At 49.0% G+C, this 24,028-nt stretch carries 22 protein-coding genes; 9 read left to right on the forward strand and 13 right to left on the reverse strand.

Going from position 1 to position 24,028, the window contains the following annotated elements:
• Positions 1-109: 109 nt before the first annotated feature.
• On the forward strand, positions 110-235 hold the full coding sequence (locus HH196_RS11605; protein ID WP_256366868.1) for a hypothetical protein: 126 nt from the start codon (positions 110-112) through the stop codon (positions 233-235).
• Positions 236-296: 61 nt separating this feature from the next.
• Here HH196_RS11605 and rpiA read toward each other — a convergent pair whose 3' ends face one another.
• Positions 297-968 (reverse strand): ribose-5-phosphate isomerase RpiA, encoded by a 672-nt coding sequence (gene rpiA / locus HH196_RS08075; RefSeq protein WP_169451623.1) that lies wholly within the window; start codon positions 966-968, stop codon positions 297-299.
• Between the two features lie 119 nt (positions 969-1,087).
• Between rpiA and ilvA the strand changes: the two genes are divergently transcribed.
• On the forward strand, positions 1,088-2,605 hold the full coding sequence (gene ilvA, locus HH196_RS08080) for a threonine ammonia-lyase, biosynthetic (protein WP_211160847.1): 1,518 nt from the start codon (positions 1,088-1,090) through the stop codon (positions 2,603-2,605).
• A gap of 96 nt (positions 2,606-2,701) precedes the next feature.
• On the forward strand, positions 2,702-3,694 hold the full coding sequence (locus HH196_RS08085) for an AEC family transporter (RefSeq protein ID WP_169451624.1): 993 nt from the start codon (positions 2,702-2,704) through the stop codon (positions 3,692-3,694).
• Between the two features lie 51 nt (positions 3,695-3,745).
• On the opposite strand, the gene HH196_RS08090 is transcribed toward HH196_RS08085, so the two are convergent.
• The 3 genes from HH196_RS08090 to HH196_RS08100 are packed head-to-tail and all read right to left on the reverse strand — an operon-like array spanning position 3,746 to position 7,920.
• A complete protein-coding gene (locus HH196_RS08090; protein WP_169451625.1) occupies positions 3,746-4,255 on the reverse strand; it encodes a hypothetical protein in 510 nt (169 codons plus the stop codon).
• 49 nt (positions 4,256-4,304) lie between these two features.
• Positions 4,305-5,645 carry a sigma-54 dependent transcriptional regulator gene (locus HH196_RS08095; RefSeq protein WP_169452354.1) on the reverse strand — a complete coding sequence of 447 codons (1,341 nt, stop codon included), beginning with the start codon at positions 5,643-5,645 and terminating at the stop codon, positions 4,305-4,307.
• A gap of 28 nt (positions 5,646-5,673) precedes the next feature.
• The gene (locus HH196_RS08100; RefSeq protein ID WP_169451626.1) at positions 5,674-7,920 is read right to left on the reverse strand and encodes an ATP-binding protein; all 2,247 of its coding nucleotides are present in this window, start codon (positions 7,918-7,920) and stop codon (positions 5,674-5,676) included.
• A 142-nt stretch (positions 7,921-8,062) separates the two neighbouring features.
• On the opposite strand from HH196_RS08100, the gene gshA reads away from it, so the two are divergent.
• Positions 8,063-9,628 (forward strand): glutamate--cysteine ligase, encoded by a 1,566-nt coding sequence (gshA, locus tag HH196_RS08105; RefSeq protein ID WP_169451627.1) that lies wholly within the window; start codon positions 8,063-8,065, stop codon positions 9,626-9,628.
• An 85-nt stretch (positions 9,629-9,713) separates the two neighbouring features.
• Here the strand turns inward: gshA and HH196_RS08110 are convergent, their stop codons facing one another.
• Both HH196_RS08110 and HH196_RS08115 read right to left on the reverse strand, forming a co-directional pair.
• Positions 9,714-10,406 (reverse strand): FKBP-type peptidyl-prolyl cis-trans isomerase, encoded by a 693-nt coding sequence (locus HH196_RS08110; RefSeq protein ID WP_169451628.1) that lies wholly within the window; start codon positions 10,404-10,406, stop codon positions 9,714-9,716.
• 103 nt (positions 10,407-10,509) lie between these two features.
• A complete protein-coding gene (locus HH196_RS08115; protein WP_371807837.1) occupies positions 10,510-10,992 on the reverse strand; it encodes a DUF2390 domain-containing protein in 483 nt (160 codons plus the stop codon).
• A gap of 50 nt (positions 10,993-11,042) precedes the next feature.
• Between HH196_RS08115 and HH196_RS08120 the strand changes: the two genes are divergently transcribed.
• Positions 11,043-12,947, forward strand: a complete 1,905-nt coding sequence (locus HH196_RS08120; RefSeq protein WP_169451630.1) for an ATP-binding cassette domain-containing protein — start codon at positions 11,043-11,045, stop codon at positions 12,945-12,947.
• Positions 12,948-12,963: 16 nt separating this feature from the next.
• Here HH196_RS08120 and HH196_RS08125 read toward each other — a convergent pair whose 3' ends face one another.
• The gene (locus tag HH196_RS08125; RefSeq protein ID WP_169451631.1) at positions 12,964-14,070 is read right to left on the reverse strand and encodes a putative sulfate/molybdate transporter; all 1,107 of its coding nucleotides are present in this window, start codon (positions 14,068-14,070) and stop codon (positions 12,964-12,966) included.
• A 119-nt stretch (positions 14,071-14,189) separates the two neighbouring features.
• On the opposite strand from HH196_RS08125, the gene HH196_RS08130 reads away from it, so the two are divergent.
• The 3 genes from HH196_RS08130 to HH196_RS08140 are packed head-to-tail and all read left to right on the forward strand — an operon-like array spanning position 14,190 to position 16,430.
• Complete coding sequence (locus HH196_RS08130) at positions 14,190-14,891, forward strand: ABC transporter permease (RefSeq protein WP_169451632.1); 702 nt, start codon at positions 14,190-14,192, stop codon at positions 14,889-14,891.
• The gene (locus HH196_RS08135; RefSeq protein ID WP_169451633.1) at positions 14,884-15,591 is read left to right on the forward strand and encodes an ATP-binding cassette domain-containing protein; all 708 of its coding nucleotides are present in this window, start codon (positions 14,884-14,886) and stop codon (positions 15,589-15,591) included. The genes HH196_RS08130 and HH196_RS08135 overlap by 8 nt, the downstream gene beginning before the upstream one ends.
• Positions 15,592-15,611: 20 nt before the next feature.
• Positions 15,612-16,430, forward strand: coding sequence for a substrate-binding domain-containing protein (locus HH196_RS08140; RefSeq protein WP_169451634.1), 819 nt, complete (start codon positions 15,612-15,614; stop codon positions 16,428-16,430).
• A gap of 20 nt (positions 16,431-16,450) precedes the next feature.
• Here HH196_RS08140 and HH196_RS08145 read toward each other — a convergent pair whose 3' ends face one another.
• The gene (locus HH196_RS08145; RefSeq protein WP_169451635.1) at positions 16,451-17,317 is read right to left on the reverse strand and encodes a helix-turn-helix transcriptional regulator; all 867 of its coding nucleotides are present in this window, start codon (positions 17,315-17,317) and stop codon (positions 16,451-16,453) included.
• A 125-nt stretch (positions 17,318-17,442) separates the two neighbouring features.
• On the opposite strand from HH196_RS08145, the gene HH196_RS08150 reads away from it, so the two are divergent.
• The gene (locus HH196_RS08150) at positions 17,443-18,690 is read left to right on the forward strand and encodes a molybdopterin-binding protein (protein ID WP_169451636.1); all 1,248 of its coding nucleotides are present in this window, start codon (positions 17,443-17,445) and stop codon (positions 18,688-18,690) included.
• Positions 18,691-18,737: 47 nt separating this feature from the next.
• Here the strand turns inward: HH196_RS08150 and HH196_RS08155 are convergent, their stop codons facing one another.
• From HH196_RS08155 to HH196_RS08175, 5 genes are all read right to left on the reverse strand, one after another.
• Complete coding sequence (locus tag HH196_RS08155) at positions 18,738-19,583, reverse strand: Mrp/NBP35 family ATP-binding protein (protein ID WP_169451637.1); 846 nt, start codon at positions 19,581-19,583, stop codon at positions 18,738-18,740.
• A 294-nt stretch (positions 19,584-19,877) separates the two neighbouring features.
• Positions 19,878-21,998, reverse strand: a complete 2,121-nt coding sequence (spoT, locus tag HH196_RS08160) for a bifunctional GTP diphosphokinase/guanosine-3',5'-bis pyrophosphate 3'-pyrophosphohydrolase (RefSeq protein ID WP_169452355.1) — start codon at positions 21,996-21,998, stop codon at positions 19,878-19,880.
• Positions 21,999-22,105: 107 nt separating this feature from the next.
• Positions 22,106-22,318, reverse strand: a complete 213-nt coding sequence (gene rpoZ, locus HH196_RS08165) for a DNA-directed RNA polymerase subunit omega (protein ID WP_169451638.1) — start codon at positions 22,316-22,318, stop codon at positions 22,106-22,108.
• A 65-nt stretch (positions 22,319-22,383) separates the two neighbouring features.
• On the reverse strand, positions 22,384-23,001 hold the full coding sequence (gmk, locus tag HH196_RS08170; RefSeq protein WP_169451639.1) for a guanylate kinase: 618 nt from the start codon (positions 22,999-23,001) through the stop codon (positions 22,384-22,386).
• Between the two features lie 41 nt (positions 23,002-23,042).
• Positions 23,043-23,966, reverse strand: a complete 924-nt coding sequence (locus HH196_RS08175; RefSeq protein WP_169451640.1) for an AraC family transcriptional regulator — start codon at positions 23,964-23,966, stop codon at positions 23,043-23,045.
• Positions 23,967-24,028: the final 62 nt, after the last annotated feature.

The following is a 24,028-nucleotide window of genomic DNA, read 5'->3' on the forward strand; positions in this document are numbered from 1 at the left end:
AAGGGTTAAATGACACTAATTCCACCTAAGGAGTAGTGTCATTTAGGGAGCAAAGTGTTTAAAATGCGCTCAAAATTTGATCTAGATCAATCTTTTTGAGGAGCTAAACATGGCACATCACGACGAAAACTTCCGCGACGGTTCTGGCTGGGGCTGGATTGCAATCAACCTAGTAGCACTTGCTTGGATCACTATGCCAGTAAGCATCGCGCTAACTAAAGTTGTTCAGTGGTAAGCGATTACCCATAAAAAAGGAGCCTATTGGCTCCTTTTTTGCTTATTGGCTAACGCATCGATTAAACCGTAAGTGTCTCGACACCATCAGGGGTTGCCATCAACACTATATCAGCTGGGCGCAAGGCAAAAAGCCCGTTAGTCACCACACCAACAAGATCGTTCAACTCACGCTCTAACCCTTTAGGGTTTAGAATTTCCATATCGTGCACATCCAAGATGATGTTACCGTTGTCGGTCACAAAGCCCTGACGATACTCAGGCTGCACGCCTAACTTTGCTAATTCACGCGCAACATAAGAGCGCGCCATCGGAATCACTTCGATCGGTAGTGGGAAAGCACCCAACACATCAACCTGTTTGCTCTTATCCACAATACAGACAAACTCTTTCGATGCCGCGGCAACAATCTTCTCACGAGTCAGCGCACCACCACCGCCTTTAACTAGGTTAAGGTGCGGGTCAAACTCATCCGCGCCATCTACGTAAACCTCGATACCCGATACGCTGTTTAGATCTACAACCTCAATGCCATGCGAGCGCAGACGCTCTGCTGAAGCTTCCGAACTTGCAACAGCAGCTTCAAACGCACCTTTGTGGGCCGCCAGCGCGTCAATAAAGCAGTTCGCGGTAGAACCGGTGCCGATACCGATAATCGAATCCGCTTTCAATTTCGGCAGTACATAATCCAAAGCTGCGGCAGCAACCGCTTGCTTCATTTCATCTTGAGTCATGGTTTAAGCCTCGAAAAAACAATCCACTAAGTATACGTCATTCGCCCAGTTATGTAGACGCATTGGCAGCGAGTCTATACCATTTGCATCCAATAACTTATTGCAAACAGCAGCAGATCATCATGCAGCGATACATTCGAAAAATTTTAGAAGCCCAGGTATACGACGTAGCGATCGAGACACCGCTTGAAGAGGCGCGTGGCTTATCAGAGCGCACAGGCAACCACGTACTCCTCAAACGTGAGGATGAACAGCCAGTCTATTCGTTCAAAATTCGTGGTGCATACAACCGCATGGCGCAGCTTACACCAGAAGAGCGTGCGCGCGGCGTCATTACCGCATCTGCAGGTAACCATGCACAGGGTGTTGCCAATGCCGCGCGTTTCCTAGGTGTTAAAGCGACGATCGTAATGCCGAAGACAACGCCTGACGTGAAGGTAACAAACGTGCGTCGTCTTGGCGGCAAAGCGGTACTTCATGGCGATGCTTTCGATGATGCACGTGTCTATGCTGAAAAGTTGATGGAAGAGAAGGGACTCACCTACATTCCACCTTACGACGACCCAGATGTGATTGCCGGACAAGGCACTGTTGCAATGGAGATGCTTCGCCAACACACCGGCAAGATCGATGCGATCTTTGTACCTGTCGGCGGTGGCGGCCTAATCGCGGGTATCGCAGCGTACGTTAAATACCTGCGTCCAGAGACTAAAGTGATCGGCGTTGAGTCTAATGAATCAGCCTGTCTCGCTTTAGCGATGGAGAAGGGACGCCGTGCTATTCTGCCGCAGGTCGGCATCTTTGCAGACGGTGTAGCGGTTGCGCAGATCGGTAAATACACCTGGGAGATCTGTAAAGATCACGTCGATGAAGTGATCACAGTGAGCGTCGATGAGATCTGTGCTGCGGTAAAAGATATCTTTGATGATACCCGTTCAGTAACAGAGCCAGCAGGCGCACTTGCTGTTGCTGGTTTGAAGAAATATGTTGCGCGTGAAAAGTGCGAAGGCAAAACGCTTATCGCTATCAACTCAGGTGCGAACGTTAACTTTGATCGTCTGCGCCATATTGCAGAGCGCTCTGAACTAGGCGAAAAGCGTGAAATGCTTATCGCTGCCCGTATCCCAGAGCGACCAGGCGCTTTTAAAGAGTTCTGCAAGGTACTGGGCAATCGTAACATCACCGAGTTCAACTACCGTTACAGCGACAGTGATAGCGCAATCGTCTTTGCTGGCGTACAGATTCGCAAAAATAACGATGGTCGTGATGAACTCCTCGCCGAGCTGAATGAAGCACTCGACGAAGTGACAGATCTAACTGATAACGAGATGGCAAAACTACATATCCGTTATATGGTTGGTGGACACAAGCCGAGTAGCTGTGGAGATGAAGCGATCTACCGCTTCGAGTTCCCAGAGCGACCTGGTGCTTTGATGAAGTTCCTAAATACCCTTGGTGGCCGCTGGAATATTTCAATGTTCCACTACCGCAACCACGGCGCTGCTTTTGGCCGTGTATTAGTGGGTATGGAAGTGCCTAAGAAAGAGCGTGCCGAAGTGCGCAAATACCTAAATGAATTGGGTTACACCTGGTTTGACGAGACCGAAAACGAAGCCTATCAACTATTCCTAGGCTAAGTTAAGCTCTCTCTAATAGCGGGGTTTTATACCCCGCTTTTTGGTTTTACGACCCCATAGTACTGGCAAGGACCGCCAGTTTGGAGCTAAAGCGTTATGAACAATCTGTCGTTTTCGCTATTCGTCATCTTTGCCGGATTAAGCTCGGGCTATTCATTGCGTCAGGTTGTTAATCAGGGCTACGTTACACTCCCCTTTTCTCTAACTAGCTTGGCGAAGTGGGGGCGAAATATCGGTATCACCGCTATCATTCCACTGGCATTTCTACTCGCTATTTGGGTCACAAGCCTCTCTGATCATCGACTCTTTTTGATGCCATTTATCGGGCTTGCAACGCTCGTTTTTGGAGGTATCTGCGGTTACCTCATTGGCGTCTATAACAAGAGCAGTGATCGTGACAAAGCAGTGCTCTTCTGCTCAACCAGCTTCACCAATATCGGAGCTGTGGGCTCCTTAGTCTGCTACCTATTTCTTGGCGAAGCGGGCTTTGCTCTGGTTACCTTCTACCGATTCTTTGAGGAGGTTTACTACTTCACGGTCGGCTACCCTGTCACACAGATGATTGGCGATGCCGGGAACCAACGTAAAGAGCCGATACTTCAAATGTTACTACGCATTTTGAAGCAGCCCTTTCTACAGGCAATCCTCTTAGCACTCACCATTGGGGTATCGCTGAACCTATTGAACGTCGAACGACCTGCGCAACTGGGCGTTGTGAACAACTACCTGATCCCCTGTGGCGCCTTTATTCTGCTCTTCTCAGTTGGGCTGGGTCTGCGCTTTAGTAGCATTAAAGATTATCTAAAACTCTCGGTTCATGTCGCGACAGTTCGCGCAACGGTTGTGCCACTCTTCGCCGTATCGCTGGCCTGGGCACTAGGTTTAGGTGAGATAGATAACGGCTTAGCCTTAGGGGTGGTGTTGATACTGAGTGCGATGCCAACCGCGGTGAACGCGATTGTTGCGACCTCAGTCTATGACTTAGATATCGATTTAGCGAACTCTGCTTGGGCAGTCTCTACCGCCTCTATGGCTATCGTACTGCCCTGTATCTATCTGCTGATCCATCTACTCGGGTTTGGAGTTTAATATCCAGCCCATACAAGTAGATGATCTATTTCAGCTAACGCTCTCTGGCGTCTATTGCCCCTCTGGAGTCTCTGGAGAGAAAGCAAACTCTGATTGGGTTAGCGCCTGGATAGAAAAGATCAGCAATGAGACCAGCCCCCAGCTCAGACCCAAGACTACACCAGCATCAATAATGCCGCGCCAAGGCTGCGGAATTGAGTGCACCAAAATCACCAAGCAGATGATAAAAGCAGTGAGCGAGTAACTGACTATTTTGCGTTTCTTAGTGGTGTGGAAAAAACCCATGCAGAAGAGCGGCGCCAACAGCATACGAATCAGGGTTGGGTTATCTCGCAGGTAGCGTGCACGTGCTGCAGCTCGTGGCGAGAAGTTTTGCTGAAAACCACGGTAACCCTCAGCAAACCCCATAAATACGAGGCAGGATAAGAGTGCCATCCAGTGACCAAAGCTCAATTCAGCAAAAGGCAGTTCAAACGCCATAGGTGCAAGGCGATATACAGCGCTGCTAAAGATCAGCACCATACCAATCACACCCCAGAGTGCCGCGATAGATCCGAACATTGATTAATCTCTAATAAAACTGAGCAGTGAAGTATACGGGAAAGTCAGCCTATTTGTAGTCAGCCTTATCCAAACCATATTTACGCATCTTATCGTAGAGCGTTTTTCTAGGCACATTGAGTGCTACCAGTGTCTCTTTAATGGAGCCAGCATGACGCTCCAACTCATTTTGAATCAGGGTCTTCTCAAAGTTTTCGACGCGCTGCGGTAGGCTTAGATCAGCCATTTGAGTCGCGAATGCCTGCGGCTCACCATCGAGTGCAAAGGCATCACCGAGAAGTACATAACGCTCGGCAAGATTACGCAGTTCACGGACGTTACCCTGCCAATCCTGCATCACTAGAGCTTGCATCTGTTCAGGACTAAGTGGTGCTACCTCGCGCCCAAATTGCGAGGATGCAACCAGAGCAAAGTGCTTAAATAGCAGAGGAATATCCTCACGACGCTCGCGAAGTGGCGGAATATCGACACGCACAACATTGAGACGGTAGTAGAGATCTTCACGGAAATCGCCGCGTGATGCTGCCTCACGAAGATCCACCTTCGTCGCCGCTATGACACGCAGGTCCAGATCAATTGTCTTATTCGATCCAAGACGCTCAATCTGCCGCTCTTCCAACACACGCAACAGCTTAACCTGAAGAGCCATCGACATGCTCTCGATCTCATCGAGGAAGAGTGTACCGCCTTGGGCGTGTTCTAACTTGCCGATGCGTCGCGTTTTGGCATCGGTAAAAGCGCCAGCTTCATGGCCCAAGAGCTCGCTCTCGATCAAATTTTCAGGTACTGCACCACAGTTAATCGCCACAAAATTGGCAGCTCTGCGATTTGAATTTTCGTGAATATAGCGGGCCAACAGATCCTTACCGGTACCCGTCTCACCATGAATCAAAATGTCCGCTGGGGTATCTGCAACCGCACGCACCACGTTACGCAGTTGCTGCACACCGGGACTGGTACCAATTAATCGAGGACCCGCCGCATTGTGTTCCGCCAGCTCCTGTCGAAGTGCACGGTTTTCAAGGGTAAGTGCCCGTTTTTCCGAAGCACGACGACAGACATCTAGCAGCAGATCAGAGGCGAAAGGCTTCTCGATAAAATCGTAGGCCCCTTCGCGAATAGCGGTCACGGCCATGGAGATATCACCATGCCCGGTGATAATGATCACTGGGATATCTGCATCTAAATCTTTAATCTTTTGCAGCAGCTCGATACCTGTCATACCGGGCATATTGATGTCGGTAACAACAACACCAGGCCAACCAGCTGTTAAGGCTGAAAAAGCAGTTTCAGCGTTTGCATGGGTCTCCAGTTCGTACCCTTCAAGCTCCAGTGTCTGGCCCGCAGAGTCACGTATATAGGGGTCGTCATCAACCAACATGACCCGCATAGAAACTGCTGTTAATTCTGCCACTCTTCTATCCTTGCTCTAACTCGATACGAAACTCTGCACCACCTGCAGGATGGTTGTGAGCGCTTAACTCACCCCCTAGAGAGGAGACTATACGCTGTGATATCGATAGACCCAAACCTAATCCCTGCCCCTGCAGCTTAGTTGTATAAAATGGTGTGAAAACATTGGCAAGAGATTCGGGCTCCAAGCCAGGTCCAGTATCAATGACCGAGATAATAAGTCGCTGTTGGTTTTGATATTGATGCTGCGAAACTTTAATTTCTATCTCTTTGCGCTCACTTTGCTCTAGCGCTTGAGCCGCATTATTGATGATATTGACCATCACCTGCTCCAAACGCAGCAAGTCCCCTTTAACCCAAAACTGTTCAAGATTATCAGGCCAATGAATAGTGACGCCCTGACGATCAAGCTGACCATACAGAATCGACATTGCACCATCTTTAAGATCGCGAAGTGAAATGCGCCCCTGAATATCGTCACTCTTGCGAGAAAACTCCTTAAGCGGGTGAATGATTCTCGCCATACGTTCTGTAAGAGAGGCGATCTCAAGAAGATTTTGATGAACACGCTCTTTCCTATCCATTTCTAGGAATTTATCGGCATTATCGGCGTAATTACGGATTGCAGTGAGTGGCTGATTCAGCTCATGGTTGATCCCTGCAGACATCTGACCAATGGTTGCCAGCTTCGCAGCTTGAACCAGCTCGTTCTGTGTCTGATGGTGTTTTTCAACCTCTGCTAGCAACTGCTCGTTGGCTGCTTGCAGGTCCACAGTGCGCTCTTCAACACGAATTTCTAACTCATTCTGAGCACGCTCTAAGGCTTCAATGTGTTGGCGACGTTCAGTGATATCTACCAAAGTAAGAATCAGCTGGGTCCGCCCTCCTCGCTCCGTATAACTCAGCGCCAACTCAACCGGAAACTCCGATGAATCGACTCGAATACCATCGACTTCAAGACGCAGATTCTCCTCGCGTGTTGAGATCTCTCGAGTGATGTATTGCTGCAGAACGGGCCTGTCCGCCTCAGATACTAGATTATAAAAAGGCTGACCCAACATCTGCTCTGGAGAGTAACCAAACATCTGCTGCAAAATCGGATTGAAATACTCAATTCGACCATCAGCATCAATCAAAGAGAGACCCGCTTGGGTGTGGTTGATGACCCCTTCAATGCGCTCCTCTTGCTCACGCCTAACCTGCTCCTCACGACGGCTGAAAAGCTCGCGCTCGCTGCGAATACGCCTGCGCTGAAACAGCAGAATCGAGACCAGTGCAATCACTACAAAGCCGATGGTTGCAAGCAGCTGTACAAGCAGAATGCGCTCTTCGACTGGACGAAGGTTGGCAAAGATATGAATCTTTAGATCGGTATCTTCAACGTTAGCTGAATTAGTTAGATATTGATTAGGATTGAGCTGATCAGTTGCATTTTGGGTTGGATCTTTGGGCTCTAGAAGCGTGATGACTTCTGTACCCAGGGCGGCACGTTCACGGTAGACGATATTCAGCGAGTTAAGCGCCTGATCGCCATAACGCAAACTATCTACGATACGTTGCATCTGTTCACTATTAAGTGGGCTAAGGGTTTTAAACATCCACTGATTGTTGGTACTAATTACCACAACGCCGTCATCATCAGAGACCACAACCTCTGTGTTAGGGTCACTCCAACGACCCTCAATCTGATCCAGGTCTATTTTGACGACTACCGCGCCTATCACTTTTTCAGCTCGACGCATCGAGAAACTGAAGTAGTAACCACGTTTTTTGGTGGTGCTGCCTAGCGCAAAATAGCGACCAGGCACACCCTGCATTGCATCGGTAAAGTAGGGACGAAACGCAAAGTTACGGCCGATAAAGCTGGTATCTTTAAACCAGTTACTTGCCGCCTGCGTTGTACCCGAAGCATCCATTACGTAAATGTCCAAAGCGTTAACTAACTCTGCTGCCTCTTGCAGGTAGAGGTTAGCCGATGCAATCGTATCTTCGCCCGCGCCTGATACAGCATCGAGAAGCAAACGGTGATTCGCCAACAGCTGTGGCAGGCTTCGATAGCGTTCTAGACGCTGCTCTAAGGTCGCCTTGTATCGCACCAGATCATCACTCACCTTCTGCTCCAACTCACTCATCGCTTGTTCGCGCGTAGCAAGCGTCGAGTAGATCAGGGTCAGTACGAACAGAGTTAACGTGACAATGACCACTACTGGGCGGTAGGGTAGAAATGAACGTGCCGAATATGAGTCGGGCATAGGGTAAAAGTACCTTTAGATAACTAGGTAGATTTTTTCGCACTGTCGCAGCAGTTGCAAGCAGTTAAAATCTGACAAAATCGCTCGGTTATTAAATATATGCTCTGCTATACTTCCGGCACTTAAGAAAGGAAGCTCATTAGTGCTACAGTCAGTTCAAGAAAATCTGCAGCGCCTTGTTGCCACTGGCAATACGGAACTACTCAAGGGCCTTGGCCATGGAATCGAGAAAGAGGCGCTTCGCGCTGACTCTCAAGGTGCCATAGTACAGACAGATCACCCTGTAAAATTAGGCTCTGCTCTAACCCATGGTCACATTACCACTGACTACTCTGAAGCACTCCTAGAATTCATCACCGGTGTAAGCACCGATGTCTCTGAAAGCCTACGAGAACTCACCGAACTTCACCAGTTTGCCTATCGCAATCTTGGCAATGAAACCCTTTGGGGAGCTAGCATGCCATGCAAGATCTCATCAGTAGATGAGATTCGCATTGCTGAATACGGTAGTTCAAATATTGGCAAACTGAAGCACATCTACCGCATCGGTCTAGAGAGCCGTTATGGCAAGATGATGCAGACCATTGCAGGCATCCACTATAACTTCTCTCTGCCTGAAGCCTTCTGGCCAGTCTGGAAAGGGGTAATGGGCAGTTCACTTTCAGACCAAGACTTTGCATCGGATCGCTACTTTGCGCTGATTCGAAACTTCCGTCGTTACAGCTGGCTGCTTCTATACCTTTTTGGCGCATCACCCGCTGTCGGTAAAGAGTTCCTGAAGGGAGTTAAGCATCAACTTCAGGCACTAGACGACCATACCTTTTACGGCCCTTGGGCAACATCACTTCGTATGAGTGACCTCGGTTACTCAAACCGTGCGCAAGAGGGTTTGAATGTCTGCTTTAACCACCTATCGACCTACGCGACCTCGTTAAAGCAGGCGATCAATACACCGCATGCACCCTATGCAGCGATGGGAGTGAAAGTTGATGGCAACTACAAGCAGTTAAATAGCAATGTTCTGCAAATTGAGAACGAGTACTACAGTGACATTCGTCCTAAGCGTGTCACCTACTCTGGTGAAAAGCCCGTTCACGCGCTCATTGAGCGAGGCGTGCAGTATATTGAAGTACGCAATACAGACATTAACCCGCTGCTACCGATCGGAATCGATCTGGTGCAAGCACGGTTTATGGATGCCTTCCTGCTAACCTGTCTGTTTGCAGGTGAAGAGACTCTATCTCCAGCAGAGTGTGCTACCGTTGCTCGCAATAAGTCACTAATCGTTAACGAAGGCCGCAAACCCGGTTTAATGCTTGATACACCAGAGGGCGAAGTGACCCGTGAAGCCTTTGCAACTGAGATACTAGATCAGGTTGCCCGTGTTGCTGAGATACTCGATACGATCCACAAAACCAATCTCTATTCACGTGCTGTAATCGAGCAGCGTAAAGTGGTTGCGGACCCTGAACTTACGCCATCTGCGAAGATCATTAATGCACTTAAAGAGAGCGGCCTTTCCTACCATGAATGGACTCTTTCGATGAGCCAGCAGCATCAGAAACTGCTTGAGAGTGAACCGCTTAACTCTGAAGTTGAGGCTAATTTGGTAGCACAGAGCAACGCATCACTTGCAGAGCAGCGCGCTGTAGAGGCTGCAGATACAATCGAGTTTGATGAGTTCCTTGAGGCATACCTCAACGGTTAATCGCCCTCTCCCTAGTCTCCAATCGGCGGCATAAATCAGACATAAAAAAACCGGCTGAATAGCCGGTTTTTTCCTTTGCTTGGAATTAATCTTCAGGATTAACTTTCAGCAGTTCTACTTCAAATACTAGGGTCATGTTTGGACCAATCAGGCCACCCGCGCCGCCAGGACCGTAAGCCAAATCAGCGGGGATCACTAGACGAGCTTTACCGCCCTCTTTCATCAGTTGCAGACCTTCAGTCCAACCTTTGATGACACCTGCTAGTGGGAAGGTTACTGGCTCACCACGACCGTATGAGCTATCAAACTCACGACCATCCGTTAGCGTGCCACGGTAGTGAACTTTAACGTTGTCTTCAGAGGTAGGGGATGGACCAGTACCCGCTTCTACACTCTCAAACTGAAGACCAGACTCTGTAACCACAACGCCATCTTTTTTAGCGTTATCAGCAAGGAATTTTTCACCTGCTGCCTGGTTCTCATCAGCAATTGCTTGCTCCTGAGCACGCTGCTGTTCCATCTTCTTAGCCTGGAAGTCCATCATCGTCTTAGCGATTTCACCTTCAGTCATTGCTGGCGCATTGCCTTCAAAAAGATCCTGAATACCCTGTTTTAGCAGATCGTAGTTTAGGGTGTCGAAGTCCGCTTTCAGACGCTGACCAAGAACCATACCCAAACCGTAGCTCAATTTATCTTCGTCAGTTGTTATTTCAGCCGCTTGAACGATTGGTGCTGCAATGACTGATGATAGCGCAAGCGCCAAAATCGTTTTCTTCATTTCTACTTCCTTAGTAAATAACCTATAGACGCAGTGTCTCGCGCCGATATGAAAGCAACATTAAAACCGATCCAGTTAAAAAGCTAAAGGCGTTAAAGAGGATTTAAAAATTCGCCTTATAGAGGGTCAGCATTTCTGATAACTCACTCTCGTAGTCATCTACACCTACCAGAACTGCACGTAGGTTAGGCTCTAGCAAATCTGCTTGAGGGTTTGTTTGGCAAGCCTTTAACCACTGATACAACATTGCGAGCTCTAGCCGCTCCATATTGAGCTCAACCCCCTTAAAATGCGTATAGAGCGACTCTAAATCTGGATACTCTTCCAGCTGCGGCTTAAGGGCCATGCGCTGCATTCTGATTGGCAGAATCTGTTGATGCCACTGCTCGATCTCATCTGGAATAGATCCCGGCCAACGAATTCCATGCTTTGCAGCCCAAATTGCTGCGAGCATTTGATTCACACGGGCCCCTCTGCTCTGCAATGCAAGCATAGGCTTTGAAAGCTCAGCATAGACGACCAAAGCAAAGTCCCATAACGGGCTCTTTAAATCCAAACCTGAGGGTAACAATTGATATCCTTCCATACATTCAACAGGGGTAAATCGCCCCGCTGCTATGATACTATCCGCGCACTATGATACGACTAGATAGCCTAACCTTACAGCGTGGCGCGCAGCGCCTAATCGATCACGCCGACTTGAACCTTCACTACGGTTGGAAGGTTGCACTTATTGGTGCCAATGGTGCGGGTAAATCGAGTCTATTCAAACTGATTCTTGGTGAGTTGTCACAAGATACTGGTGACATAACAACACCCCCTCGCCACAAGATCGCACACATGGCGCAAGAGGTTCCAAGTACTGACCGCCGGGCTATCGATTATGTTTTGGATGGCGATTTAGAACTGCGTGAACTCCAAGCTAAGCTAGCCAAGGCTGAAGCTGAGCACAGCACTCATATCGGTGAGTTACATGCGCAGATCGAGGCTATAGATGGTTATCGGGCAGAGTCGAGAGCGTTTACACTTCTGAACGGGTTAGGATTCTCAAACACAGATGCGACCAAACCTGTAAACACCTTCTCGGGTGGTTGGCGAATCCGTCTCAATCTTGCCAAAGCGTTGATGAGCCGCTCAGACCTGCTACTGCTAGATGAGCCGACCAACCACTTAGATCTGGATGCCACTATCTGGCTAGAGCAATGGTTAAACGCCTATCCCGGGACCCTTATTTTAATCTCGCACGACCGTTCATTTATCGACGCAACTGCTGACCAGGTAGTTCATCTATATCAGCAAAAACTGACACTCTATAAGGGCAATTACAGCGCCTTTGAACGTATGCGTGCTGAACGCCTAGCACAACAGCAAGCGGCATTTGATAAGCAACAAGAACGTATTGCCCACATCGAGAGCTTCGTAAGACGTTTTAAAGCGAAAGCGAGTAAAGCTAAGCAGGCCCAAAGCCGAATCAAAGACCTAGAGCGCATGGAGATGATCTCTGCTGCGCACATCGATTCACCCTTTAGCTTCCGCTTTGATGCGTCTGATAAAATCTCATCGCCCCTGCTCAATATCTACAATGCGGATCTTGGCTACGGCGCAGAGAGTAAGATTCTAAATGGAGTTTCACTGACTCTAGTGCCAGGTCAGCGCATTGGCCTTTTAGGCCGCAACGGTGCCGGCAAATCGACACTGGTGAAAAGCTTAGTGGGCGACCTTGCTCTAATATCAGGTGAGCGGGCCACTGGTGAACATTTAAAGATTGGTTACTTTGCTCAGCACCAACTCGAAGCACTCGATATGAATGCCTCTGTGCTACTTCATCTGCAACGTATAGCACCTAAAGCGAGCGAAGCTGAGTTACGCTCCTTTGCAGGTTCCTTTGGCTTTAGCGGGGACGATGCTTTAGAAACGATTGGCCGCTTTTCCGGTGGTGAGAAGGCACGCCTTGCACTTGCGCTAATAGCTTGGCACAAACCCAACCTACTCCTTCTCGATGAGCCGACCAACCATCTGGACTTAGAGGTTCGTCACGCCCTGACTCTGGCGCTGCAAGGGTTCGAAGGCTCGATCATTCTGGTATCGCACGACCGTCACCTTCTTGCCAACACCGTAGACCAGTTCCTACTCGTTGCTGAAGGGAAAGTGACAGAGTTCGATGGTGACCTGGATGACTACCACCAGTGGCTCGCAAGCCAACGCCAAAACCAAAACGCGCCAGCGATCGAATCTGAAAGCAGATCTCAATCAGCTGCAGATCGTAGAGAGCAGAAGCGCTTAGAGGCGGAGAAACGAGCTAAACTCAGCCCGCTGCGCAAAAAAATTGAGAAGCTCGAAAAAGAGATGCATAGCAGCAGCGAAAAACTCGGTGAACTAGAAACCCTTCTTTCCGATACCGACCTCTACTCTGAAACACGTAAAGATGAACTTAAGTCTCTGCTTGCCAAGCAAGGTGAGTTGAAATCCAAGCTGGAAGAGATTGAACTCGAATGGCTGGATGCTCAAGAGGAGCTTGAGACCTTAGAGCAGTCACTTTAACTACTAGGAAACCTGCTTAATTACTTACAAATCGGCGTTGTGCTCGTGAAATAGCAACGAGAGCAACACCAAATATCAAAGAAGCCAACAGGCCACCCCAAAGTGCAATCAGGGTCATTGATATAACGATCAGGATCTTAGAGGGCTTAATCGCCTTAAGTTGAACTGGATCAGCAAGATGCCAGGCAGCATAGAGAACCAGCACGACTACCACCTCAAGCGGGATAGCCGCTAAGATCGCAACAGCCTGCGGACCCATTAGGGCAGCCAGCAATAGACAAACCAATCCAAATATCGCAATAGACCAACCAGTGCGAGAACCCTGTGCGTAGTGTGCAGACAGACCACCTGCACCATGACACATGGGTATAGCGCCAATAGGTGCCAACACAATATTGGCTATACCACTCGTAAATGCGAGGCGCTTTTCGGTGACGGGCTTAGCGTCATCTGGAAAGTACTCTTGAGCAATAACGGCCGTCAGGATAAGTGCGTTCGTCAGGGTTAATGCCAACTGCGGCAAAAATGAAAGTTCCAGGGCTGAACCATAGGAATAGAGTGAAGGCAGGTTCAAAGCAGGTAGAGCTATCAGCGAATTTGACTCAACGAACTCAACACTCTGCCCCAAGAAGATCCAACCAACCAATAGCACCAACAACAGACCAACAGGACGCAGGGGTGTGTATTGCAAGCCAATCAAAAGCACTAACAGAAGCGCAACCGCGATCAACGAAATATTCCCCATCCCCAGGGCATTCACAATCAACGTGATCGCAAGTGCAGCACGCATGCCATGCAGTACGGTTTTAGGAATCTGCGACTTAATCCAATCGATAGTGTTGGTCTGCCCAAGCAGAATTAATGTGATGCCTAGCAAGATACCAGTCGCAGCAAGAACATCAGGCCCAATCAGGCCAGCTATACCCATTGCCGCGGTCGCCTTCATCGGCTGGATTGGAATCGGACGACGGTAAAAGAGTGCCGTAACAAGAGCGAAAATGCCGAAACCATACAGGAGGCCGATAGGGCTGACCCCTCCGAGCATAATCAGGCCAATTGCCAACGGGAGAAATGTTCCCAAATCAGCAAAAGCGGCAGAGGCCTCTGTTAACCATTTACGCACAATCGTCGACACCAATAGTGTTGTTTAGAGAGATGATATTCTTTTTATAGAGAGTTGCAATTCTTCGGCAAACGTTCAAGAATGCGTAAAAATTACAAAAATGAAAAAAATGCAGTCTTATGCTACTTAATGCCTTCTCCGAAGCGTTCGCACTCATTCTCTCTTGGAACGCAGATTTAGGTGAGATACTTGGCCTATCTATTCAGGTCAGCCTAACAGCGCTATTGATTTCTATACTGCTAGGGCTCCCTCTCGGCACGCTACTGGCTATCGGTAAATTCCCTGGCAAACAGGGGCTTGTTACCGTTGTAAACTCACTCATGGCCCTACCCCCAGTGGTTGTTGGCCTACTTGTCTACCTGCTCCTATCTCGCTCAGGACCACTTGGCGTCCTAGGCTTACTCTATACCCCAGAGGCGATGGTGATCGCGCAGGTGATTCTTATTACGCCAATCATTGCTGCACTATCACATCAAACGATGGAGGAGCTCCATTTAGAGTATCGCGAACTATTCTCAAGCCTTCAGGTCACCACGTTTAGAGCGATTCCTGTCTATCTTTGGGATGCCCGTTATTCTCTTGTAACCGCTGTGCTAGCTGGTTTTGGACGCGCCACCTCTGAAGTAGGTGCAGTGATTATTGTTGGGGGCAACATAGACCACCTGACCAGAGTAATGACCACAACCATTGCCCTTGAGACAGCCAAAGGGGAGCTGGCGATGGCGCTTGCGCTGGGTATTATCCTGGTTGGCCTGGCGCTTATTGTGAACGCGAGTGTGATGATGGTTCGTAATTTTGCGAGAAGGAATGCGTATGCCTAACGCAAATACCGCACCGTTCTCGGTCAAAAACCTATCACTTAAAATCGGTGACAAAATACTACTGAGCGAGATTAATCTAACCTCTTCAACCACTGGTATCTCTCTGATCATGGGTGCCAATGGCGCAGGTAAGAGCCTTCTTTTACGCTCCCTTCATGGTCTATTAGAGATCAGCAGTGGCGAGATACATTTCTCGGGCAGCGCACTAGAAGAGAGCCGAGTTAAGCAAGCGATGGTATTTCAGAAACCGGTTCTGCTTCGACGATCTACTCTCCAGAACCTAAAGTTTGCAGCACCCGAAGGGACCGACGACAAAACCCTTTTTGAATATCTAGCGCTAGTTCATCTGGATGGCAAAGCGAACTCCCCCGCTCGTATGCTCTCAGGTGGCGAGCAGCAACGCTTAGCTCTAGCCAGAGCATTGATTACCCAGCCAGAAGTTTTGCTCTTAGATGAGCCTACAGCAAGCCTAGACCCCGCTTCAGTTTTGATCATTGAGAAACTGATCAAAAGCGCTTCAGAGAAAGGGGTCAAAGTGATCTTTGTTTCACATGATATTGGCCAAGCTAAACGCCTAGCATCAGACGTTATCTTCCTGCACAAAGGGGAAGTAACGGAGCATGCAGAGGCCAATACTTTTTTTACACACCCCGAATCCAAAGAGGCAAAAGCCTACCTGGCCGGGGAACTTTTAATATAAACAAAAACAGGAACACAACGATGAACGGATTCAAATCCTTTAAAAAGACCGCACTTGCACTATCTGTTTCACTGATAGCTGGAGCTGCATCGGCAGAATCTATTATTGTTCAGTCGACCACTTCAACTAAAAACTCTGGTCTCTATGACTACCTACTTCCTCTAGTGGAAGCTGACACCGGAGTGCAGGTGAATGTTGTTGCTGTAGGTACAGGACAAGCGATCAAAAACGCGGAACGCTGTGACGGCGATGTACTGCTTGTGCATGCAAAAGCGTCTGAAGAGAAGTTTGTGAACAGTGGCTATGGTGTCAGCCGCAGCGATTTGATGTACAACGACTTCGTCATTGTTGGCCCTGCTAACGATCCTGCAGGCGTACATGGATCTAACAATGTTTCCGAATCACTCGAGAAGATTGCGGGCAAAGAGGCGCTATTCGCTTCACGCGGTGATGACTCTGGTACACACAAGGCAGAGCGCAAACTTTGGAAACTCACCAAAGTTGATCCAACGGCGAGCTCAGGCAAATGGTACCGCGAAACCGGTTCTGGCATGGGTGCAACGCTGAACACAGCAGTCGGTATGGGTGCGTACGCAATGACCGACCGTGCAACTTGGACAAAACACGGTAACAAAGGGGATTACATGATTCAGGTCGAGGGTGATAACCGCCTTTTCAACCAGTATGGTGTGATTCTAGTAAACCCAGCGAAGTGTCCATCTGTTAAAGCAGAAGCAGGACAGAAGTTCATTGACTGGTTGATATCAGATAAGGGCCAGAAAGCGATTGCAAGCTACCAGGTTGCTGGCAAGCAGCTATTCTTCCCTAACGCGAAATAAATCTCAGGTGAATTTCGTTGCTAACGGGCTCCGTTAGCAACGACTCTACCCGTCTCTGAAACATCATATCCGATGTAACGCGCCGCCTCGGCTTGGAAGGCTTCACTCTTAGTGAAGTTAAGAAGCGCCTGCATTGCAGGCTCAAAGTAGGCGTGGCGATCAATGATCAAATCATACGACTCTTCACACACCGGAATGAAATCGAGCTTGTAGCGCTCAGCAAAACAGCGCAGACCGAAGGCAACATCTGCCTGATCCTCTAGAATAGCTAGGGCCGCTTCTGTTTCAGTGCGTGCTTCACGAACAACCTTGAGCTTATCTAACGCGATACCCGCATCTGCAAGGTAACGTTCAAATACATGCTGCGAACCAGCAGCCGCTTGGCGAGTCACCAGACGCTTGCCTGGAATATCAGAGAAACCCTCAATTCCGGAACCCGGCTTCACAACTAAGCCACGTTCACGCTTTGCCCAATGAACTAAAACACTGGCCGTGTTTGCCAGTGACTCTTGAAAGGCTTCGGTGTTCCAACCAGAGCGATCAGAGTTTTCAAGGTGGATAGCACAAGCGATACCCTCATGCTGTTTATAGCGTGTTAAGCCATCGAAACTTCCACTTAGCAAGGTCGGTAAGCCAGAACCTGAGGCACTTAGAGCCCACTCCAAAACAGGGTCGTGAGATCCGAGCACAACAAACTTTGGCTGATTGCCAGCCTCTGTAACCACACCCTTCTCTTGCATCCACTGGCGAATCTCAGCCTTTGGAAAAAGCAGCTTGCCCGTCGCCTTAGCACAAGGGATAGCATTGCGAGCGGCAAGGTCATAAACCTTACGCTCTTTAATTCTGAGAAGTTCGGCAACCTCTTTGGTCGTTAGAAACTCTGACATAACGCTCTCTTTTAAGTGTTTAGAGAGCATACAACACAGACGCTTTATTAGGCTAGCTAGAGAGTGCAACTGTGCGTTAGTATTTGGTGGTAAAACCTTAGCTTTATCAATTTATTAGGTGACAGATGAAACCCTTACGAAACGACTGCTTCGCACTTCCGCCAGGTGTCAATTGGACACCGGTTGAGGAGGCACTGACACGTCTTCGTGAGCGTATACACTGCGTTGTTGGTATCGAATCCAATGTTCCGTTAGCGCAGGCCAGTGGCCGCATTCTAGCGCGAGACATCACAGCGCCTCGGGCACATCCACCTAGCACCAACTCAGCTGTCGATGGCTATGCATTCGCAGGCCCTCTAACTGAAGTCCCTGCGGCAATGCCGATAGTCGATGGACGCAGTGCTGCGGGTGTTCCTTATCAAGGCTCAGTTCCTCCTGGCCATGCAATACGTATTCTCACTGGCGCAGTCGTGCCCGAGGGTGTTGATACCGTCGTTCTCGATGAGGACTCGGAGGTCGTAGATGGACTGCTGCACCTAAACGGAACGCTGAAAGCGGGTGCTAATACCCGCCTCACTGGTGAAGATATCCAGGTCGACGATGTCATCGTTACCGCAGGTACAAAAATCAGTGCAACCCACATTTCCGTAATGGCGAGTGTTGGAATCACCGAGCTTGATCTATATAAACCGCTTCGCGTGGGCGTTCTATCAACCGGCGATGAGGTAAAACCAGTAGGCTCCACTGTGACTGATTGGCAAATATATGATGCCAACAGACCTATGCTTACCGCGCTCGTTGCTCAACTCGGCTATGAGGTGATCGATCTGGGTCATGTTCTTGATCGCGCAGAAGATGTCGAAGCTGCACTGACAAGCGGTGCTGAGCGCTGTGACCTAATCCTCACCAGTGGTGGCATTTCCGCCGGTGATGAGGATCACGTCTCTAAAACTTTAAAGGCGCAGGGTGAGATTAGTAATTGGCGTATCGCTATCAAACCAGGCCGTCCACTTGCACTTGCAATGTACAAGGGCACACCGGTGGTTGGTTTGCCTGGCAACCCAGTCGCAGCTTGGGTTTGCACCCTACGCTTTGCAGCCCCTGCAATGGCGCTATTAGCCGGAGGCGAATGGTTTGAACCACTAGGCTTTATGGTGCCAGCTAACTTCCAGAAAAATAAGAAGCCAGGTCGCAGTGAGCTATTACGCGCTCGAATTCGCGATGGCAAAGCAGAAGTGTTTAGTTCAGAAGGCTCCGGCCGAGTGACAGGTCTTGCCTGGTCAGAGGGGCTTGTTGATCTGGACGAAACTGCACAACAGATCGAACCCGGCACCCCGGTCAAATTCATCCCCTACTCAAGCTTCGGGCTGTAAAAAAGCAAAAAGCCGCAAGTGCGGCTTTAAGTTCTTGGTTTTAGCTATTAAGCCTTAGCATTTACGTATAAATCAGATGCGACTAACTGGTCAGCGATACGCACGAATGCTTGAGCTTGTGGGCTATCAGGTTTAGAGACCATCACTGGTAAACCGCCGTCAGATCCGATACGGATATCGAGATCCAGTGGCACTTCGCCTAAGAAAGGCGCACCCAGCTTCTCAGCTTCCGCTTTTGCACCACCAGAACCAAATGGGTGGTGCTCTTTGCCACAGCCATCACAAACGAATGAGGCCATGTTCTCGACAATCCCAAATAGAGGCACGCTCATCTGCTTAAACATATCGATACCACGGCGGGCATCAATGAGGGCGATATCCTGTGGTGTAGAGACCACAACAGCGCCAGCAATATGGAACTTCTGACTTAGGGTAAGCTGCACATCACCGGTACCTGGTGGCAGGTCGACAAGCAACACATCCAACTCACCCCACTGCACCTGTTTTACCATCTGCTCCAGGGCGCTCATCAACATAGGTCCGCGCCAAATAAGCGCTTCATCTTCGGGCATCATTAAGCCAAGCGAGATGAGGGTAACACCGTGTTTATGAAGAGGAATAATGGTCTCGCCGTCTGGGCTGGCCGGACGACTATTTACACCAAACATGCGTGGCTGACTTGGACCATAAGCATCCGCGTCTAGAAGGCCTACCTTGAGGCCTTTCTGTGCTAGAGCAACAGCAAGGTTGGCAGAAACAGTCGACTTACCTACTCCACCCTTACCAGAGGCGATAGCGATGATTCGATCTATCCCTTTAGGGTTTTTATCCTGAGGTTTGGGAGCATCGCTTCCAATAATTGTGCTCTTACCTACCTCAACATACTGTTCCATCTACCACTCCTTAGTTAAGGAATCTGCGAACAAGTCCATAATATCTCAGCGGGATCTGAAGCTTTCAGATACAAGGCGAATTGCGCAACTAATGGCCTTAGTCCTTAGTAAGCAATTCAACGCAGTAGCAGGAGGTTTCAGATCTCGCCCTGCGGGGCCTTCAGTCATATCCATCATCTGTGTTGTGACGTCTCGACTTAGCCCGCTAGGCCTTCGACGACAAGCCTTGATGTTAAATATGACTGTAGGCCTGAGATGTCATGGACTTATTCGTAGATTCCTTAATTATTTTTGTTAAGTTCGTGTCACGCGATTCACCTGACGGATCGCACGTAGTTTTTTCATGATTCGGGCAAGATGGACACGGTTCGCGACCATTAACTCGATCGTTACTGCATTCATTTGGCCATCTTTTTCACCAGATAGAATCTGTCTCACGTTACCCTCAGCAGAGGCAACTGCAGTCGCTAACTGAGCAATAATGCCGCGCTGTGATTCAACCTGAAGTTCAAGTACCACGCCATACTCTTCATCTGAAGTATCTGCCCATTCGATGAAGATATCGCGATTACCCTCATCACGCTTAGCATTCATGTTGCGACACTCGGCGCGGTGTACAACTAGCCCACGGCCTGCTGAGATCTTACCAACGATAGAATCACCAGGAATTGGGTGACAGCAGCGAGCAAAGTGCATCACCATGCCCTCTGCACCACGAATAACAAGCGCCTTACCATCTACACCCTTATCAGAGTTCTCATCTTCGCTGTTATCACCAGGGCGGAGGTGTCTCGCAACCACGTAGGCCATGCGATTACCCAGGCCAATATCTTGGAGCAACTCATCAAAGTTTTTGAAGTTGTTATCTTCAAGCATCTTCTGCAGTTTAACTTGGTCAACCTGCTCATCATTGATATCAAATTGCGCCAGATATTGATTCAACAGACGACGTCCGAGCTCAACTGACTCATGCATCTGCTGGTTCTTCAGGAAGTGACGAATACTGGTTCGCGCTTTACCGGTCACAACAAAGTTGAGCCACGCCATATTAGGCTGTGCACGAGGTGTAGTAATAATCTCTACTGTCTGGCCTGTTTTTAGTGGCTCAGAGAGTGGCGAGAGGTGGCGATCAATACGACAAGAGATACAAGAGTTACCCACATCGGTATGCACTGCATAAGCGAAATCTACAGGCGTTGCACCCTGCGGAAGCTCAAGAATGCGCCCCTTAGGCGTGAATACGTAGACCTCATCCGGGAATAGCTCTTTCTTCACGCTATCGATGAACTCCATCGAGTCACCTGCAGCCTGCTGCATCTCCAACAAGCCTTGCAGCCATTTACGCGCGCGGCTGTATGAGCCAACAGCCGTACTACCATCACCGGTTGACTTGTAGTGGCTATGCTCTGCGATACCCTGCGCAGCCACCGCGTCCATCTCTTTAGTGCGAATCTGTACTTCGATAGTGAAGTTACGTGCACCGAATAGATCGGTGTGCAGTGACTGGTAGCCGTTCGCCTTTGGAATGGCGATATAGTCCTTAAATCGACCCGGCACCGGCTTGAATAGGTTGTGTACAGCACCTAGCACTCGGTAACACTCATCAACAGTGTTGGTGACTATACGGAATGCAAATACATCCATAATGCTGGCGAAGCTGCGACTCTCACGCTTCATCTTCATATAGATGGAGTAGAGGTGCTTTTCTCGTCCGGTCACACTACCAGGCAGCCCCTCTTGCTTGAGACGGTTCTCGATAGCGGTTTGGATCTCGGTGATCACATCACGACGCTGTCCACGCGCTTGGACCACAGCTCGGCGAATAAACTTGGCACGCATGGGATGCGCGGCTTTAAATGCTAGATCTTCTAGCTCCACCTGAACATCGCGCATACCTAAGCGAGCGGCAATTGGGGCGTAGATATCTAAGGTCTCTTTGGCAATACGGCGCTGTTTATCAGGGCGCATCGCACCTAGGGTACGCATGTTGTGAAGACGGTCGGCGAGCTTAACAATGATGACGCGGATATCTTCCGCCATCGCTAGAACCATCTTCTGGAAGTTTTCAGCCTGTGCTTCTGCCTTTGACTCAAACTCAAGGTGAGTCAGCTTAGAGACACCGTCCACCACCTTCGCAACCTGATCACCAAACTGGCTCTCGATACCGTCGTAATTGATTTCAGTATCTTCGATGACATCATGCAACATCGCTGCGATTAGACAGTCATGGTCCATGTGCATTTCAGCCAAAACTGAAGCAACGGCGAGAGGGTGAGTAACGTAGGGTTCGCCAGACTTACGACGCTGGCCGTCATGCGCTTGTGCAGCGTAAAAATAAGCGCGCCTAACCTTCTGGATTTGAGTTGGATCCAGATATTCGGTTAGGCGTTCAGAAAGTGCGTCTATCGATGGCATCATAAAAGCTTAACAAACAGTATGTTAAGAATGATGCCCGAGTTTATCGCAGGTTGGAAGCGCTCTAAGAGTTTGTTTTAAACAAACTTTAGAAATGTTCCGGGCTCTTAGTCGAGCTGTGGCTCATCCATTACTGAACGAGTTGTAAGACCTTCAGCAATTTCACGTAGCGCAACTACTGTAGGCTTATCATTTTCCCAATCTACCTTAGGATCCTGACCACCAGTCGCGATCTGACGTGCACGTTTAGATGCAACCATCACAAGTTCAAAACGGTTATCAAGATTATCGAGGCAATCTTCAACTGTTACACGTGCCATATTTAACCTCTTCGGGGTGTTCTATCGTTAACGAACGGGCGATTGTACAGACTTTAGGCAATAACCTACAAGAGATCTTCGAGTAAACTCTTCTGAACTGCAGTCTGAACACCCATTTTCAGGCGATTTGCGGTAAAAATAGCCTGCAATTGATTCAACGCTTCACCAAACTGATCATTAATCACTAGGTAATCAAACTCACCAAAGTGACTCATTTCTGACTCCGCTTGCGACATGCGACCTGCAATAATCTCGGCAGAGTCAGTACCGCGCCCTGTAAGACGACGCTCAAGCTCTGCTCGACTTGGCGGTAGAATGAAGATCGACAACGCGTTTGGCATCTTCTCGCGCACCTGCTGTGCCCCCTGCCAATCGATCTCAAGAATCACATCGATGCCTGCGGCGAGCTGCTCTTCAACCCACAACTTAGAGGTACCGTACTTATTGGTAAATACCTCGGCGTACTCCAGAAACTGCCCAGCGTCGATAACTTGGTCAAACTCAGCAAGCGAGACAAAGTTGTAGGCCACACCATCCACCTCGCCATCACGTGGCGCACGGGTTGTGTGCGATACAGAGACACGAACCTTCGCGTCCTGCTCTAAAAGCGCTTTTACGAGACTGGTTTTACCGGCACCAGAAGGTGCAGAGATAATGTATAGAGTGCCTTGTGCCTTCTGCATTGCAAATATCCTGATTACTCAAGCAGCAAATGATACAGCATTTAGTAACGAAGTTTACCGTTGCGACGAAACTCGCTAGGCGTCATGCCGCGCACTTCCATAAAGCGACGGTTGAAGTTGGCAACGTTGTTAAAGCCAACGTTATAACAGATGGTCGAGATGTACTGCTCCGTCTCGAGCAGCAACTGACTCGCCTTATTGATACGGATACGGTTCACGAAATCAGTAAAGGTGTTGCCGGTCGCTTTTCGGAAATAACGTGAGAAGCGAGACTCACTCATACCGAACTTCTCCGCAACCTCAGCCATACTAAACGGCGAGGCAAAGTTTTCTGTAACGTAGTCAACAATCTCACTGATTTGATCGAGGCGCTTCTGATTGTCACGGCTCTGCATCTGAACAGAAGAGAGCAAACGATAGTTTTGATGCTGCGACAACATCGCTAGCAGTTCTGTAAATAACGCCATGCGTTGCAGGCCGCTACTCACTTTAATTCGGTCCATCAACGCTTCAACATCTGAGCTAATACCGTAAAACTCGATACCATTAGCGGCACGTTCTAGGAAGGGTAAAACCTGACGTAATTCAGGAATCAGCTCAGCTGCTTTGTGAAGGGGTTCAGGGTTAAATTGCAGCACTTTATCGCGAATTGAGACCTTTTCACCCTCATCTGGATAATCGGTAGAGATCCAATTGTGAGGAAGGTGCGGCCCCGTCATTACCAACTGACCAGGTTGGAAGTTGCCGATGTAGTCACCCACAAACACCTTGCCAAAGGTTGAAGTGATTAAGTGAAGCTCAAACTCTTCATGAAAGTGCCAACGTATAAGTGGGTGTGGCGCGCCATGCTCAAGAAAACGGATAAACCCCTCTTCCAACTTCTCCTCGTAACCAAGGTCTGGATGACGGTTAAATTCACTCTCTCGTTCTGGCGGCCTTGGGCTCGTTTCGTTATGTTTATACATGGCTTGGCACTGTTCTTAAATTATTGTTTTTCTTGATCAGGTATCCCTGTAAGTATCTAGGG

This window comes from Marinobacterium sp. LSUCC0821 (assembly GCF_012848475.1).
Classification (GTDB): domain Bacteria; phylum Pseudomonadota; class Gammaproteobacteria; order Pseudomonadales; family Balneatricaceae; genus Marinobacterium_E.